This is a genomic window from Porticoccus sp. GXU_MW_L64, from assembly GCF_052983295.1.
Genome location: NZ_JBRKJK010000003.1, coordinates 1 through 15,921, shown reverse-complemented (window position 1 = coordinate 15,921; position 15,921 = coordinate 1). Strand labels below are relative to the sequence as shown.

At 56.0% G+C, this 15,921-nt stretch carries 13 protein-coding genes; 7 read left to right on the top strand and 6 right to left on the bottom strand.

Features of this window, described 5'->3' with window-relative positions; genetic code table 11:
• The 4 genes from ACVBEJ_RS02930 to ACVBEJ_RS02915 all read left to right on the top strand — a co-directional run bounded on the left by ACVBEJ_RS02930 (position 1) and on the right by ACVBEJ_RS02915 (position 7,629).
• On the top strand, positions 1-2,466 hold the full coding sequence (locus ACVBEJ_RS02930; RefSeq protein ID WP_447128105.1) for a glycogen/starch/alpha-glucan phosphorylase: 2,466 nt from the start codon (positions 1-3) through the stop codon (positions 2,464-2,466).
• Between the two features lie 207 nt (positions 2,467-2,673).
• Entirely contained in the window at positions 2,674-3,960 is a 1,287-nt protein-coding gene (glgC, locus tag ACVBEJ_RS02925) for a glucose-1-phosphate adenylyltransferase (protein WP_447128104.1), read from the top strand.
• Between the two features lie 373 nt (positions 3,961-4,333).
• Positions 4,334-5,968, top strand: coding sequence for an alpha-D-glucose phosphate-specific phosphoglucomutase (locus tag ACVBEJ_RS02920; protein ID WP_447128103.1), 1,635 nt, complete (start codon positions 4,334-4,336; stop codon positions 5,966-5,968).
• A 74-nt stretch (positions 5,969-6,042) separates the two neighbouring features.
• Positions 6,043-7,629, top strand: a complete 1,587-nt coding sequence (locus ACVBEJ_RS02915; RefSeq protein WP_447128102.1) for a glycogen synthase — start codon at positions 6,043-6,045, stop codon at positions 7,627-7,629.
• Between the two features lie 145 nt (positions 7,630-7,774).
• Here the strand turns inward: ACVBEJ_RS02915 and tal are convergent, their stop codons facing one another.
• Genes tal through ACVBEJ_RS02885 form a run of 6 tightly spaced genes read right to left on the bottom strand, consistent with a single transcriptional unit; the run spans position 7,775 to position 12,369 of the window.
• Positions 7,775-8,731: a transaldolase gene (gene tal, locus ACVBEJ_RS02910; protein ID WP_447128101.1), complete on the bottom strand. Its 957-nt coding sequence runs from the start codon at positions 8,729-8,731 to the stop codon at positions 7,775-7,777.
• 7 nt (positions 8,732-8,738) lie between these two features.
• Positions 8,739-9,161, bottom strand: coding sequence for a methylglyoxal synthase (locus tag ACVBEJ_RS02905; RefSeq protein WP_447128100.1), 423 nt, complete (start codon positions 9,159-9,161; stop codon positions 8,739-8,741).
• A 12-nt stretch (positions 9,162-9,173) separates the two neighbouring features.
• Positions 9,174-9,884, bottom strand: a complete 711-nt coding sequence (locus ACVBEJ_RS02900) for a FadR/GntR family transcriptional regulator (RefSeq protein WP_447128099.1) — start codon at positions 9,882-9,884, stop codon at positions 9,174-9,176.
• 16 nt (positions 9,885-9,900) lie between these two features.
• The gene (locus tag ACVBEJ_RS02895) at positions 9,901-10,794 is read right to left on the bottom strand and encodes an SMP-30/gluconolactonase/LRE family protein (protein ID WP_447128098.1); all 894 of its coding nucleotides are present in this window, start codon (positions 10,792-10,794) and stop codon (positions 9,901-9,903) included.
• Positions 10,795-10,796: 2 nt separating this feature from the next.
• Entirely contained in the window at positions 10,797-11,423 is a 627-nt protein-coding gene (locus ACVBEJ_RS02890; RefSeq protein ID WP_447128097.1) for a 2-dehydro-3-deoxy-6-phosphogalactonate aldolase, read from the bottom strand.
• A gap of 28 nt (positions 11,424-11,451) precedes the next feature.
• Complete coding sequence (locus ACVBEJ_RS02885) at positions 11,452-12,369, bottom strand: 2-dehydro-3-deoxygalactonokinase (protein WP_447128096.1); 918 nt, start codon at positions 12,367-12,369, stop codon at positions 11,452-11,454.
• A 181-nt stretch (positions 12,370-12,550) separates the two neighbouring features.
• On the opposite strand from ACVBEJ_RS02885, the gene dgoD reads away from it, so the two are divergent.
• The 3 genes from dgoD (at position 12,551) to ACVBEJ_RS02870 (ending at position 15,770) form a co-directional block, all read left to right on the top strand.
• Positions 12,551-13,699, top strand: coding sequence for a galactonate dehydratase (dgoD, locus tag ACVBEJ_RS02880; protein WP_447128095.1), 1,149 nt, complete (start codon positions 12,551-12,553; stop codon positions 13,697-13,699).
• Positions 13,700-13,846: 147 nt separating this feature from the next.
• The gene (locus ACVBEJ_RS02875; RefSeq protein WP_447128094.1) at positions 13,847-14,668 is read left to right on the top strand and encodes an SDR family NAD(P)-dependent oxidoreductase; all 822 of its coding nucleotides are present in this window, start codon (positions 13,847-13,849) and stop codon (positions 14,666-14,668) included.
• Complete coding sequence (locus ACVBEJ_RS02870) at positions 14,652-15,770, top strand: aldose epimerase family protein (RefSeq protein ID WP_447128093.1); 1,119 nt, start codon at positions 14,652-14,654, stop codon at positions 15,768-15,770. The genes ACVBEJ_RS02875 and ACVBEJ_RS02870 overlap by 17 nt, the downstream gene beginning before the upstream one ends.
• Positions 15,771-15,921: the final 151 nt, after the last annotated feature.

Here is a 15,921-nt window from a genome sequence, read left to right as displayed (position 1 = left end):
ATGAACTCAATACAACCAACGCCCTGGCGCGATGTGGAACCCCTGGGGATGGATTGCGAGCGGGTCGTGGACGACCTGAAGCGCCACTTTAGTCTGACGTTGGGCCGCGACGAACTGGCCGATAACTCCCACCGCTACCTGTTCAATGCACTGGCACTGACGGTGCGCGACCGCCTGGTAGAACGCTGGCGCAACACCCGCGACCGCTATATGGAAGAACAGCCCAAGCGCATCAATTACCTCTCACTGGAATTCCTGATGGGGCGTGCCCTCACCAACGCGGTGATCAACCTGGAGTTGGAAGAACCGGTTCGCGAAGCTCTGAAAAACTACGGCTGCACCCTGGAAGACGTGCTACAGGAAGAACTGGACGCCGGGCTGGGCAACGGTGGCCTGGGCCGTTTGGCGGCCTGTTTTCTGGACAGCTGTGCCAGCCTGGAACTGCCGGTTACCGGTTACGGCATCCGCTACGAATACGGCATGTTCCACCAGAAAATTGCCGATGGTCATCAGGTGGAATTCCCGGATCACTGGCTGCGGGACGGCAACCCCTGGGAAATCGAAAGCCCGGAAAATACCTGCCGGGTGAAATTTTTTGGCAACACCGAATACTACAGCGACCACAACGGCCAGCAGCGCGCTCGCTGGGCCAACAGCAGTGATGTTTTGGCGGTGCCCTACGATGTGCCGGTGCCCGGCTATCGCAACAACACCGTCAACACCCTGCGTTTGTGGAAGTCCGCTGCCACCGACGAATTTAACCTGGATGAATTCAACGCCGGCAGCTACACCGAAGCGGTGGCGGCCAAAAACCTGGCAGAGCAGATCACCATGGTGCTCTACCCCAACGACGCCAGTGAAAACGGCAAGGAATTGCGCCTCCGTCAGCAGTACTTCCTGGCCTCCGCCAGCCTGCAGGATGTGCTGCGTCGCTGGGTAAAACAGCAGGGCAAGGATTTCAGCCAGTTTGCTGAAAAGAACGGTTTCCAGCTCAATGACACCCACCCCACTGTGGCGGTAGCGGAGCTGATGCGCCTGCTGATGGACGAGTACCTGCTGAGTTGGGACGAGGCCTGGGGCATTACCTCAAAAACCATGGCCTACACCAACCACACCCTGTTGCCGGAAGCGCTGGAAACCTGGTCAGTGAGCCTGTTCCAAACGCTGTTGCCGCGTCTGCTGGATATTATTTATGAAATCAATGCCCGTTTTCTGGCGCAGGTGTCCGAGCGCTGGCCCGGCGATGTGGAGCGCCAGCGCCGCATGTCCATCATCGCCGAGGGCAACAACCCGCAGGTGCGCATGGCGCACCTGGCCATTGTTGGCAGTTACTCCGTCAACGGTGTGGCGGCTCTGCATACAGAGTTGTTGAAGGAAGGCCTGTTTCTGGATTTCTACCAGTTATGGCCGCACAAGTTCAACAACAAAACCAACGGCGTAACCCCGCGCCGCTGGCTGGCCCACTGCAACACACCGCTGAAAGACCTGGTGAATGAGACCATTGGCGATGCCTGGATTACCCGCCTGGATCACATCAGCGAATTGGCGCAATATGCAGACAATGAGGATTTTCGCGCCCGCTGGCAGGGGGTCAAACAAGTGAACAAACAACGCCTGGCGGCCTTTGTAGAGCGCGAGTGCGGGGTGCAGTTCGACACCTCCATGCTGTTTGATGTACAGGTCAAGCGCATTCACGAATACAAGCGCCAGTTGCTCAACATCCTCCATGTGATTCACCTGTATGATCGCATTGTGCGCGGCGATACCGAGGGCATGCAGCCCCGCGCGGTATTGATTGGCGGCAAGGCGGCACCCGGGTATGCCATGGCAAAAACCATCATCAAATTGATCAACAATGTGGCGACTGTGGTCAACAAAGACCCCCGTGCTCAGCCCTGGTTGCGGGTGGCCTTTGTACCCAATTATCGGGTGACTGCCATGGAAATTATTTGCCCGGGCACGGATCTGTCCGAGCAGATTTCCACAGCGGGCAAAGAGGCATCCGGTACCGGCAATATGAAGTTTATGATGAACGGTGCCCTGACCATTGGCACCCTGGACGGCGCCAATATCGAAATTCGCGATGCGGTGGGCGAAGACAACTTCTTCCTGTTTGGCCTGGAGGCCCGGGAGGTGATGACAGCTCGCCAGAATTACAACCCCAACGCCATTATCGATGGGGATGAGGATTTCAGGCGAGTGATGCATCTTTTAGAGAGCGGCCATTTCAATCTGTTTGAACAGGGCATTTTTGAATCAGTCAGTGCCTCTGTTCGCAGTAGTGACGACGCTTGGATGACCGCAGCGGATTTCCGCAGTTATGTGGATGCCCAACAGCGGGTGGCGGATGCTTACGGAGATCAGCAACACTGGACGCGCCTGAGTATTCTCAATACCGCGGCCAGTGGTGGCTTTTCCAGTGATCGCACCATCCAGGATTACAATCGGGATATTTGGAAAATTTAAGGTAAATATTCAGCACGTTCTGAAAAACTTGAAGGCGTGAATCTGGGGTGGCTTGCAGCGTGTCACTGCAAGCCACCCCGGATTTACGTCTCGCGACAAAATCCCACAAATAGCGCCCGCGCCATTGTGAATTCAAAGGGTACTGAATAGTTACAATTTAAGTAACTTTATATGCGCCACCGGGCGCGCCGACGAAGGGGAAAATTGATGAGTGAACACAACACCGAAAACGACAGCCGCGATCTCGACCCGCGCTATCTGGCCAAGGACGCTTTTGCTCTGGTGCTGGCCGGGGGGCGGGGCTCCCGGCTGTATGAGCTGACCGATTGGCGCGCCAAGCCAGCGGTGTATTTTGGCGGCAAATTCCGCATTATCGACTTCCCCTTGTCGAACTGCATCAACTCCGGAATCCGCCGCATCGGGGTACTCACCCAGTACAAGGCGCACTCTCTGGTGCGCCATATGCTGCAGGGTTGGAGCCACTTCAAAAAAGAGCTCGGGGAATTTGTGGAAATATTCCCCGCCTCCCAGCGCTTTTCTGACGACTGGTACCAGGGCACCGCGGATGCGGTGTACCAAAACCTGGATATTATCCGTTCGGAAATGCCCAAGTATGTGGTGATTCTCTCCGGTGACCACATCTATAAAATGGATTATGGCGCTATGCTGGCGGAGCACGTTGCCTCCGGTGCCGCCATGAGTATCGCCTGTCTGGAAGTGCCGGTGGAGGAGGCGGCGGGCGCCTTTGGGGTAATGGCGGTAGACACGGAAAACCGCGTTGTCGGGTTTGAAGAAAAACCGCAAAACCCGACCCCGGTGCCGGGGCAGACGGATCTGTGTCTGGCGTCCATGGGCAACTATATTTTTGATACCGGCTTCTTGTTTGATCAGTTGTTAAAGGACGCCAAAAACGAAAATTCCAGCCACGATTTTGGCAACGACATCATTCCTTCGGTGATCGACGATCACAACATTGTTGCCTATCCGTTTCGCGAGGCAAAAACCAATCAGCGCGCTTACTGGCGGGATGTGGGTACCATCGATTCCTTTTGGGAGGCCAATATGGAGCTGATGCAGACCACGCCGCCGCTGAATCTCTACGACGACAAATGGCCCATCTGGACTTATCAGTCCCAGCTGCCCCCCGCCAAGTTTGTTTTTGACCGGGATGACCGCCGTGGCATGGCGGTGGATTCGCTGGTTTCCGGCGGCTGTATTATTTCCGGGTCGGAGGTGCGCCAGTCGCTGCTGTTCTCCAATGTGCGTGTGCACTCTTACAGCACCATCGAAGAATCTGTGGTGTTGCCGGAGGTGGAGATAGGGCGCAACTGCACCATTCGCCGCACCATTATTGACCGTGGTTGCTGTATCCCGCCGGGTATGGAGATCGGTGTCGATGCCGAGCAGGATAAAGCCCGCGGTTTCCGGGTGTCGGACAAAGGCGTTACCCTGGTGACCAAGGGTATGCTGGGGCAGCGGGAAGGGCCGTTTTAAAGGCCTATTTGAACAGGGAAGGTATTCTTTTTACCAGTTGTTCTCCATGATTTGAAGTCACTGCCGCCCCCTAAGCCCCTCGAGGGTTTTATGTCTCCTACGTTTCATGGGTAAAGACTCAAAGTTTATGGGACAGCAATGATTTGAAGTCACAATGGTCTTGGGTGCTATTCATGTTGCTGAGCCGCAGGACATAAACCCGGAGTGGTTTTCTGTGACACGCTGCGAGTACTTCCATGTAAGCTCGAGGCCAGCATCCTTGCTGGCCGCGGTCACAGAAAGCCACTCCAGATTTACGTCTTCAAGGCATGGTGAACAGCTACAATCTGGTTAGAATAAAATTTTAACAACGCCTAAATTAACGGGAAATCCATTGACCATTATCAGAAAAACCACAAATCCCTATGACGATCAAAAACCGGGTACATCCGGATTGCGCAAAAAAGTGGTCGCTTTTCAGCAGCCCGGCTATCTGGAAAATTTTGTTCAGTCGATCTTTAACACCCTGGCACCCTGCGAGGGAAAAACCCTCGTTATCGGGGGCGATGGCCGTTACTACAATCGGCAGGCGATCCAGACCATTATCCGTATGGCGGCGGCCAATGGCTTTTCCCGCTTGCTGATCGGGGCGGGGGGGATTCTCTCTACCCCGGCGGCCTCCTGTGTGATTCGCAAATACAACGCCTGTGGCGGCATCATATTGTCTGCCAGCCACAACCCCGGTGGCCCGGATCAGGATTTTGGGGTCAAGTTCAATAGCGATAATGGCGGCCCGGCCAGCGAGCAGGTGACCGAAGCCATCTATCAGCACAGCCTGCAAATCTCGGAATATCTGACCCTCGACAGCAGTGATATGGATCTCGACCGGCTCGCTGACTTGAGTCTTGGCGATTGCCGTGTGGAGGTGATTAACCCGGTTCGGGATTACGCGGACATGATGGCGCAATTGTTTGATTTTGACGCCATGAGAGCCCTGCTGAGCAGCGGTGAGTTTCGCTTTTGCTTCGACGCCATGCACGCAGTGACCGGCCCCTATGCCCGTGAAATCCTCGAAAACTGTCTGGGAGCGGAGCCCGGTTCGGTGATCAATGCCGAGCCACTGGAAGACTTCGGCGGCGGCCACCCGGACCCCAATCTGGCCCATGCAAAACAGCTGGTGGAACGTTTGCAGGGCGATGATGCCCTGGACTTTGGCGCCGCTTCTGACGGCGATGGCGACCGCAATATGGTGTTGGGCAATAATTTTTACATCAACCCCTGCGACAGTCTGGCGGTACTGGCGGCCAATGCCACCAAGGTGCCAGCCTATAGCAGCGGTATTGCCGGCGTTGCCCGCTCCATGCCCACCAGCCGCGCTGTGGACCGGGTTGCCCGGGAGCAGGGTTTCGACTGTTATGAAACGCCTACAGGCTGGAAGTTTTTTGGCAACCTTCTCGATGCCGGCAAAATCACCCTGTGCGGTGAGGAGAGCTTTGGCACCAGTTCCAACCATGTGCGCGAAAAGGACGGTCTCTGGGCGGTGCTGTTCTGGCTCAATTTGCTGGCGATAACCGGTTTGTCGGCGAAACAGATGGTGCAGCAGCATTGGCAGAAGTACGGCCGCGACTTTTTTACCCGGCACGATTACGAGGGCATAGACAGCGATGCCGCCGGGCAAATGATGGCGGCGCTCAAAGCGCAGCTGAATGATCTGCCCGGTCGACAACTGGGTAATCTTACCGTGACCGCCGCAGATGACTTTCAATACACAGACCCGGTGGATGGCAGCTGTTCCAGCCATCAGGGTGTGCGTATCTATTTCGATAACGACAGCCGTTTGGTGTTTCGCTTGTCTGGCACCGGCACCCAGGGCGCTACCCTGCGCCTTTACATCGACAGCTACAGCGATGACCCGAGTCAGTTTGGGGAAGATGCCCAGCAGGTGCTGCAACCATTGATTGATGCTGCAGATGCCATTGCCGGTATCCGCCAGTACACTGGCCGCAGTGGGCCGGATGTGATTACCTAGTTAACTTTGCCGCCTGCGAACATCGCTCTCAAGCACCCGATAAGATTAACTGACAGACAACCAAGAGGCGAACAATGCGAATTTTAATGGTTTCCTCCGAGAACGATGCTCTGCCCGGAGGCAAGGTGGGCGGCATTGGTGATGTGGTGCGGGATATTCCCCCGGCACTGGCGGCAGCGGGCCATCAGGTGCAGGTGGTCACCCCGGGTTACGGTCACTTTTCCAACTTGCCGGGCTCACAGCTGCAGGCCCATCTGGATGTGCCCTTTGGAGGTGTTGTCGAGACGGTCAGCCTGCATCGCGTACCCGCAAAAAAACCGACCACCAATGTGGATCTGTGGGTATTGGAACACCCGCTGTTTGCCATTGGTGGCCCCGGCCGAATTTATTGCGATGACCCGTCGGATCGCCCCTTTGCCTCAGACGCCAGCAAATTCGCGCTTTTCTGCGCGGCGGTGGCCAGTGCGGTGAAAGCCGAACAGTTTGGCCGCCTGGACGTATTGCACCTGCACGACTGGCACGGGGCAATGGTGTCGGTGTTGCGGGCTTATGACCCCTGTTACCAGAGTTTAAAAACACTGCACACGGTGTACAGCATTCACAACCTGGCGTTGCAGGGGGTGCGGCCCCTGGCGGGGGACGGTTCTTCCCTGCGGGCCTGGTTTCCACAACTCAACGTTGATCAAGGCCTCATTGACCAAAATACCATTAACGACCCCCGCGCACCCCACTGCATCAACCCCATGCGGGCGGGCATTAACCTGTGCGACCGGGTGCACGCGGTGTCGCCCACCTATGCTCGGGAAATTCAGCAGCCCAGTGAACCGCAGCGCGGCTATTTTGGCGGTGAGGGTTTGCAGGAGGACTTGCAAAGAGCCGCCGCACAAGGGCGCCTGCACGGTATTCTCAATGGCTGTGAATATTCCGGCGAGCAAGCGCCGGGGCTGACCGTCAAAAAGCTGCTGACCCTGTGTGAAGGGGAGGTGTTCAAGTGGATGGCCGCAGACCGTTATGCCCACAGTGCTCATATCATCGCCCTGCAACGGATACAGCAATGGGTCGAGCGCTTTAAAAACACCACCCGGTTCCCGACCCTGCTGACCTCTGTTGGCCGTATTACCGACCAAAAGGCACTGCTGCTGCGACAAAACCTGGAAAATGGCCAGTGTGCCCTGGATGCCATGGTGGAACAGCTGCCCCAGAACGGGGTGTTTGTGATTCTGGGCAGCGGAACCCCGGAGCTGGAAGATTTTTTAACCCAAGCATCCGCCCGCCAGCCCCGTCTGCTGTTTTTGAAAGGCTATTCGGAAGCGGTGTCCCAGGCGCTTTACGCCAGCGGCCACCTGTTTGTAATGCCCAGCTCCTTCGAGCCCTGCGGCATCAGCCAAATGCTGTCCATGCGCGCCGGGCAACCCTGCCTGGTGCATCGAGTGGGCGGCTTGAATGACACTGTGGAAGATGGCGTTAACGGTTTCAGCTTCAGCGGTGACAATCTTCAGGAGCAGGCCGCCAATATGGTGGCCGCGCTCGGCAAGGCGATAAACTGCAAACAGCGCAACAAGGCAAAATGGCAAGCCATCGCCAGCGCCGCCAGCCAAGCCCGGTTTTTGTGGAGCGATGTGGCCGATCAGTATACGGAGTTGTTGTACCAGGCCCCATAAAAGATCATCGCGATAACGGAATTTGCAATGCTCGCCATTGCCTTACACTGTCATTCTGAGCGCAGCGAAGAATCCCGGTGCTGGCAGACCCTTCGCTTCACTCAGGGTGACAGGCTATGTTTTATCGCAATGACCTTTATTAACCCTACCCCAACTGTTTGACCAGCGCTTCCAGCTGGCATTGGTCCACGGAGAATTTGCGAATGCCTTCGGCGAGTTTTTCGTTGGCCATGGGGTCGTCGTTCAATTGCCAGCGAAAGGCTTTTTCATCGGTCACTACTTTTCCGTTAGCGGATTGTGCGGCCTGTTCCGGGGAAAGTTTTCTGGGCAGTTCGCCGTTGTCATTTTCCAGCGCCGCCAGCAGTTCCGGGCTTACGGTCAGGTTGTCGCAGCCTGCCAGTTCTTCGATTTGCCCGGTGGTGCGGAAGCTGGCGCCCATGACAATGGTGGGGTAGCCGTTTTCTTTGTAATAGCGGTAAATGCGCTGTACGGATTGCACGCCGGGGTCGTCCTGGGGCTGGATAATCCGGTCAGGCGATTGTTGTTGATACCAGTCGTAAATACGGCCCACGAACGGTGAGATCAAGGTAACACCGGCATCGGCACAGGCGGCGGCCTGGGCAAAGCAGAACAGCAGTGTCAGGTTGCACTGGATGTTGTCTTTTTCGAGAATTTCTGCGGCGCGAATGCCTTCCCAGGTGGACGCCAATTTGATCAGTATGCGGTTGGAGGGTACGCCCGCCGCCGCGTACAGGTCGATCAGGTGGCGGGCTTTGTCCACCATGGCCTGGGTGTCAAACGACAGCCGCGCATCCACTTCTGTGGAAACCCTGCCCGGTACGATCTGGGCGATTTGTTTGCCGATGTGAATGGTAAAGCGCTCTGTGGCCTGGGACAGCAGCTCGTCTCCGGCAAACCCCTGGGCTTTGGCCCACTGCACAGACTCTGCCAGTACCGGCCGGCCTTCGTCTGTTTGTGCGGCCTTGAGCAACAGGGCGGGGTTGGTGGTGGCATCGGTGGGTTGAAAGCGGCGGATGGAGGCGATGTCTCCGGTATCGGCCACAACGGTGGTCATGGTTCTTAACTGTTCCAGCTTGTTCATGGTGTTATCACTGTTCCCGTGAGAATGGTGTGGGTTTAACCGGGGTGCTGCTCGGTGGTGGCAGGCGGTCGAGGTTTTCGGCAATCAGATTGGCGGTGGCCTGGTTGTAGGCGTGCGGAATATTGTAGAGCGTTGCCAGCCGGGTAAGGGCTTTTACATCCACATCGTGAGGCATGGGGGAGAGCGGGTCGATAAAGAATATCAGCGCGTTGAGTTTGCCTTCGCAAATACGTGCACCAATTTGCTGGTCGCCCCCCAGGGGGCCGCTTTTCAGTGGCTCTATATCCAGCTCGGGGCAGGCTTTTGAAATCAACCCACCGGTGGTGCCGGTGGCGACAATATGGCAGTTACCCAATTCTTTGCGATGGGTTTTAACCCACTCCAGCAGGCTGTGTTTCATTTCGTCGTGAGCGACCAGACCGATTTGCATGGCCATTATTTATCAGGCCGCCTTATTTTCAGCGATGGCTTTGCGAAACATATCCAGCGCTTCCTGGTTCATGGCTTCCATCAGTTGCGCGGCTTTTTTGTGGTGACCGGATTTGATGGCTTCGTAAGTGGCGCGGTGGTCGGCGACACTGGCGATGCGCACCCCTTTCAAACGGTTGGTAAAGCGAATGCTGAATTTCAAGGCGGTGCTGATCATCTGGTCGAACTGGTGTAAAAAGCGATTGCCGCTGGCCTGCAGAACTGCCACGTGAAAAGCGATGTCGGAATCCAGTGGGTCGTCCAGCCCGGATTCTGCCGCTTCCATACGTTTGACCGCCTGCTCAATGGCGGCCAGCTGTTCATCGGTGGCGTGTCGGGCAGCCAGTTTTGCTGCCATGGGTTCAATGGAAACGCGCATTTCTGCAAATTCCGCCAACAGCGACAGGGAGACTTGTCGCTCCAGCAGCCAGCTGAGCACATCCGGGTCCAGCAGGTTCCAGTTTTCTTCCGGTTGCACCCGGGTACCTTGCCGTGGCCGTGCGCTCAGCAGGCCCTTGGCGGTGAGCATTTTTACCGCTTCGCGCAAAACACTGCGGGAGGCACCGAAGGTTTCACAGAGTTCAGCTTCAATCGGGAAGGGTTGGTCGGGGGTGTAATGTTCGGTGACGATATCCTTGCCCAGCTTCTGGACAATGGTCTGTGTCAGATTTTGTGTAGAAGCCACTGGATTTTACTCCTGATTACCGATGCGAATAAATGGGTTCTGCCAGCCCGGTAATGGTGGTTTGTAAAACAAACAGGTTACCTGCCTGGGTGTCTTTTGCCAGTTGTTGTGCCGTCAAATCCTGGCGGGCAGAGGTGACAAACAGAGTTGTCAAATCCGGGCCACCAAACGCCAGACAACTGGGCTGCGCAGTGGGTATTTCGATGCGCTGGGCCACTTTGCCTTGCGGGGTGTAGCTTTGCAGGCACCTGCCGCCCCAGTGGGCGCTCCACAGCTGCCCGTTTGAATCGGTTACCGCGCCATCCGGGTAGTGGTTTTCGGGTGTGGCTGCAAACAGGTTTTGCGCGGATAGTTTACCACTGGACATATCATACTTATATGAAAATATTTTTTGTGCTGAAGAGTCGGCAAAATAGAAGGTGCGGTTATCCGGTGCCCAGCAAATACCGTTTGAAATGCCAATATCGGATTTGTGAACAGACAGGCTGCCATCGCTGTTCAGGCAGTAAAGGTTTGCGGAATCGCTGCCTGCGGCGGCTTCGTCTTCCACCATGGCGCCCACCCAAAAGCGCCCCTGGCGATCCAGGCGGCCATCATTAAGGCGGCGACCGCTGCCGGGTTGTATTTCTTGCGGGCGATGCAGCCAGTCAATAGTGCCGGTGTTGGCCTGGTACAGGGCAAAGCCGCTGGCAAACGCTACCAGCAGTGTGTCCGGGTTGTCTGTCAATGCAAAACAGCACAGTCGTTCCGGGGTGTCAAAATGGCGTATGGCCAGGCTTGGGTAAGCCATACAGTACAGGCGGCTTTGCTGAATGTCGGTCCACCACACAGACTGGCTGCGGGCGTCCCACACAACGCCTTCACCGAGGGTGTTGTGTACCGGAATGCTGTGGATTAACTCGGCTTCCATAATCACCTGTTCTCTACCGCCGCCAGCAAAGCCCTGGCTTTGGTGCGCAAGTCTTCCAAGGTCACTCCTGGCTTATACAGATCGCCGCCTATTCCCGCTGCGGCAACGCCTGCCTGCAACCATTCGCCCAGGTTGCCGGGGTTTACACCGCCGGTAGCAACTACGCGGACGTGTTTGGGCAAAATGGCCGAGATGGAACGGAAGTAATCCAGGCCAATATTGGCGGCGGGGAACATCTTCAGATAAGTGGCCCCGGCGTGGATGGCCTGGTACGCCTCGGTGGGGGTATTAAAACCGGGTGTGGGAATCATGCCAAGTTCCACAGAGCGGCGGATAACCGCTGCATCGGTATTGGGCGCCACCACCAGTTTGCCGCCGGCCCGATGGACCAAATCCACCTGCTCAGGGGTAACCACGGTGCCCGCACCGCACAGGCAGCTGTCGCCAAAGCGATCGCACAACAATTTGATGCTGGTGTAAGGGTCGGGCGAGTTGAGGGGCACTTCAATAACCCGAATGCCCTCAGCCACCAGTATTTCGGCCACGTCGATAATTTCGCTGGGCTGTATGCCACGCAATATGGCAACGATGGGGGATTCTTTGAGTAGCTGATCGGGATCGAAAGGCATGGTAAATGGCTCTTGATAAAAAATGGAATTAACGCAACGTTTGCATGCCAAGCAGGGATAGCTGATCGCCGTTCAATGCCTGACAGGAGAGGCTTATTTGTTCGCAGGCCAGACAATAGAGCCGGTTCAGCGCCGGGTTAGCAATAAAGTGTATGGGCTGCTGTGGGTCGGTATCGGCAAACAGCCCAAGGGCGTTTTGAATGTCCCGGCCGATGATCAATCCAGACAGAAAGTCCGCCGCCTGTTGAGCGGGGAGCTTGCCGGCAATTTGTCGGCTGCGGGTTTCGAATAACAAGTGAATCAGATCGCAGCTACTTTGCTCAATGCTGCGCTGTACTCCCTGTACAAAGTATTCCTCATCGGGGCTGCTGTCATTGGCACCGGGAGCGAGAATGCTGTGGCTCTTTAGTGTGGCAAACAGCTCGCCACTGAGACTGGTCAAAAAACTCTCGGCCACACCCTCTTTCAATAACACCCACTTGCTGTGGGTACCAGGCAGGCACAGCAGATGGCTGCCCTGGTTTAACTGTGGTTCGCTGCGCAGGGCACCCAGCAATTGGGTTTCTTCGCCGCGCATAATGTCCATTGCACCGGTGGGGCTCTGGCAGCGAATACCGGGGACAATGCGGGTGGGTATTTTTGTGTCGGGTACCGGGCAAAGGTGGTCTTTCAGTGTGATCAGGGGCAGGGGGCAGTCAATATAGCCAGCGTCCAGCCAACCTATGGTAGAGCCCACCATGCCGCACAACAGAATCTGCTCAATATTCCGGTCCAGCCAGGGTGAGACCAGTTTGCTCAGCAGCTCGGGAATCCGATCCTGGGCAGTTTTGCCAATACCCGGGCCGTTGACCTGGGCCAGGCAGTCCCCAGAGACGCTATCCAGCAAGAACAGGCGCAGATTGGTGGTGCCCCAGTCGCCAACGATGTAGCAGGCAGTTGTATTCATGGTATGGCTTCGTGCATTTTCAGAAGAAAAGCGCTGCAGATTTAACATTGTTTTTTAGTAATATAAATACTATTATAAAATTCAGGCAGAGTCCATAATTGATTACCGATAGGGTGCGTCTAAAAATAGTGCATTTTTAGAAGTGCCCTATATTGAATAATTATTAAACAGGTAGTAAAGCATGAAAATCCAGGGCATTCGTTTATATCCAGTGGCTCCCAGATGGATGTTTTTGGCGATTGATACCGATGCGGGTATTACCGGCTGGGGTGAGCCGGTCATTGAAGGGCGCGCGGCCACGGTTGCGGCGGCGGTGGAGGAGTTGTCCTGCTACCTGATTGGCAAAGACCCCCGCAAAATCAATGATATCTGGCAGACGCTTTACCGCGGCGGTTTTTACCGCGGGGGCCCGATTCTGATGTCTGCCATTGCCGGCATCGATCAGGCGCTCTGGGACATCAAAGGTAAAGACCTGGGGCAACCTGTGTACGAACTGTTGGGTGGCACCTGCCGCGACAGCATGAAAACTTACTGCTGGGTGGGTGGCGATGACCCCAGCGATGAAGTGCGTCAGATGGAAGAGCGCCTGGCCCAGGGCTGGGACACCTTCAAACTCAATGGCTGCGGGCCACTGAAAATGATCGACAGCCACCGTGCGGTTGAAAAAGTGGTGACCCGTGTGGCTACCATTCGCGAAGCCTTTGGCAGCCGTATTGATTTTGGCCTGGACTTCCACGGTCGGGTTTCTGTGCCCATGGCCAAAGTGTTGCTCAAGGAACTGGAGCCGTTCCATCCGCTGTTTGTTGAAGAACCCGTACTGGCAGAGCAGTTTGAGCAATACCCCAAGCTCTGCGAGCAATCCAGCATTGTGCTGGCGGCGGGGGAGCGCATGTACAGCCGCTTTGAATTCAAGCGCGTGTTGCAGTGCGGCGGGCTTGGCATTATCCAGCCCGACCTGTCACACGCTGGTGGCATTAGCGAGTGTGTGAAAATCGCTGCCATGGCCGAGGCCTACGATGTTGGTCTGGCGCCACACTGCCCCCTGGGGCCCATCGCACTGGCGGCCTGTTTGACAGTGGATTTCGTGTCCTATAATGCGGTGATTCAGGAACAGTCCATGGGTATTCATTACAACAAGGAAGCCGACTTGCTGGATTATGTGGTCAACAAAGACGACTTTGCCATCAAAGATGGCGTTATCAAACCGTTGCCGGGCCCCGGTTTGGGTGTGGTCATTGACGAAGACGCGGTACAGCAAGCCGCCCGACAGCCCATGAACTGGAAAAACCCCCTGTGGCGTCACGATGATGGTTCTGTTGCCGAGTGGTAACGCCTGTCACCCTGAGCGCAGCGAAGGGTCTGAAAGCCCGGGGCCGGGATTCTTCGCTGTGCTCAGAATAACAGGGACGGTAGTGGCGGGGTAACGATAGTCAGTGGGTTTTCGTTAACAGTTGATAAAAAAGCAGTGGGACTAAACATGAGTTCATCGGCTTATTTAAGTGATATTAAAGGCACATTGGAAAACGCCACCACCGGCTTTTTCCCGGAGTACAAAGACCTTGCCGGAGCGGGTGTGTTTATCACTGGCGGGGGCTCGGGAATTGGTGCGGCCATGGTTGCCGCCTTTGCATTGCAGGGGGCGAAGGTAGGCTTTGTCTCTCTGCCCCAGGACCCGGCAAGCCGACTGTGCGACGAGATAGAGCAGGCCACCGGCAATCGCCCGCAGTTTTACCCCTGCGATATTCGCGATATTGACAGTTTGAAAGCCATTATGGAGGACTTTCAAAGTAGTGTCGGGCCTATCAAGGTGTTGATCAATAACGCCGCCAGAGATACCCGTCACGATGTCGGCAGCTACAATACGGATCAGTGGGACGACGCCATGAACACCAACCTGCGTCCCCACTACTTTTCCGCCCAGTTTGCCGTAGAGGGAATGCGTGGGTCCGGCGGTGGTTCGATCATCAATCTGGGTTCAAACTCCGCCGTTCTCGGCCTGTCCGGTTACCCGGCTTATGTGGCTTCCAAAGCGGGTATTGTCGGTTTGACCAAAGCACTGGCCCGGGAATTGGGGCCCGATAACATCCGTGTTAACTGCCTGATTCCCGGCTGGGTAATGACCGAACGCCAAAGAGAGCTCTGGGTAACGCCGGAGGCTTTGCAGGAATGCCTGGATCAGCAATCCCTGAAAACCACCATTGCCTGTGAAGATGTGGCTCAGTCTGCGCTCTTTTTGGGGGCCAGTGCGTCATCCGTGATTACCGGCCAGTCATTGATTGTTGATGGCGGCCGAGTTTGATAATGGCGATAACACCCGGAATATGATGGCGGCAGAACTCGGTACAATTCACAAAAGTCTTTACGGCCAATTGCCCGACGGTCGTGAAGTTCATCAGTATTGCCTGGGCAATGCCCAGGGAATGCGAGCCAGTATTATCAATTACGGTGGCATTATCACCGAACTCCATGTGCCGGATCGCCATGGCCAGCTGGCGGATGTGGTGCTTGGCTACGACAGTCTCGCCCAATATCAACAAGACAAGTTTTATCTGGGAGCAGTTCTGGGCCGCTATGCCGGGCGTATCGCCGGGGGGCGCTTGAGTATTGCCGGCAATCACTATGTGTTGCCCGGCAACAATGACGGCAACCACCTGCATGGTGGGGACAGCGGCTTTAACCGGGTACTGTGGCAAGCACAAAGCAGGCAGGGCGACGAAGGCCCCAGCCTGGTGCTGTGCCACACAAGCCCCGACGGTGAACAGGGTTATCCGGGTAATCTGCAGGTGGAGGTGACCTACACCTTAACCCGGCACAATGAGTTGAAAGTGCAGTACCGGGCCCGCTGCGACAAGCTGACAGTACTGAACCTGTCGCAACACAGCTATTTTAATTTGTCGGGGGACTTGGGAGCGCCGGTTCTGGATCACCGCTTGCGGGTAAATGCAGACCGGTTTTTGCAGCTGGACAGCCGCCTTATTCCCAGTGGGGAGCTGTTATCCGTGTCCGCAACGCCATTTGATTTTCGCGCAGATCGACAGCTGGGTGAGCGTATCCACATGCCTCACGAGCAGCTGATCAGGGGTAATGGTTACGATCACACATGGGTGCTGGGGGTGGCGCCTACACAATCTCCCGAGCCGGTGGCGGTGTTGTACGACCCCAGGAGCGGCAGAAAGCTGTCTGTATCCACCACCGAACCGGGGCTTCAGGTGTATACCGCCAATTTTCTTGATAACTGTACTGTGGGCAAAAATGGCCAGACGCTCAACCGGCGCGCGGCGGTTTGCCTGGAAACCCAGCACTTCCCGGATTCCCCCAATCGCCCCCTGTTCCCATCAACACTGTTGCACCCGGGTGAGCAGTTTGAGTCTCACACCTGGTTTGCGTTTGGTGTTGGGTAATGGGGTGGTGATTTCGTTGCATGCTGGAATCTGGTTGAACACCAAAATCCGTCATCCCCGCGAAGGCGGGGATCCAGCGACTTTGCTTTTAAATCAGCGTGTTAAAGACACTGGATTGCTTCGCTGCGCTCGCAATGACGAGGGTAACAAC

Excerpts from the sequence above, each read along its gene's own strand:
- ACVBEJ_RS02905 (WP_447128100.1), bottom strand. The coding sequence starts at position 9,161 with ATGCAAATCGGTCTGGTCGCTCACGACGAAATGAAACACAGCCTGCTG.
- ACVBEJ_RS02915 (WP_447128102.1), top strand. The coding sequence starts at position 6,043 with ATGCGAATTTTAATGGTTTCCTCCGAGAACGATGCTCTGCCCGGAGGC.
- ACVBEJ_RS02870 (WP_447128093.1), top strand. The coding sequence starts at position 14,652 with ATGGCGGCCGAGTTTGATAATGGCGATAACACCCGGAATATGATGGCG.
- tal (WP_447128101.1), bottom strand. The coding sequence starts at position 8,731 with ATGAACAAGCTGGAACAGTTAAGAACCATGACCACCGTTGTGGCCGAT.
- dgoD (WP_447128095.1), top strand. The coding sequence starts at position 12,551 with ATGAAAATCCAGGGCATTCGTTTATATCCAGTGGCTCCCAGATGGATG.
- ACVBEJ_RS02885 (WP_447128096.1), bottom strand. The coding sequence starts at position 12,369 with ATGAATACAACTGCCTGCTACATCGTTGGCGACTGGGGCACCACCAAT.
- ACVBEJ_RS02930 (WP_447128105.1), top strand. The coding sequence starts at position 1 with ATGAACTCAATACAACCAACGCCCTGGCGCGATGTGGAACCCCTGGGG.
- ACVBEJ_RS02875 (WP_447128094.1), top strand. The coding sequence starts at position 13,847 with ATGAGTTCATCGGCTTATTTAAGTGATATTAAAGGCACATTGGAAAAC.
- ACVBEJ_RS02890 (WP_447128097.1), bottom strand. The coding sequence starts at position 11,423 with ATGCCTTTCGATCCCGATCAGCTACTCAAAGAATCCCCCATCGTTGCC.
- ACVBEJ_RS02895 (WP_447128098.1), bottom strand. The coding sequence starts at position 10,794 with ATGGAAGCCGAGTTAATCCACAGCATTCCGGTACACAACACCCTCGGT.
- glgC (WP_447128104.1), top strand. The coding sequence starts at position 2,674 with ATGAGTGAACACAACACCGAAAACGACAGCCGCGATCTCGACCCGCGC.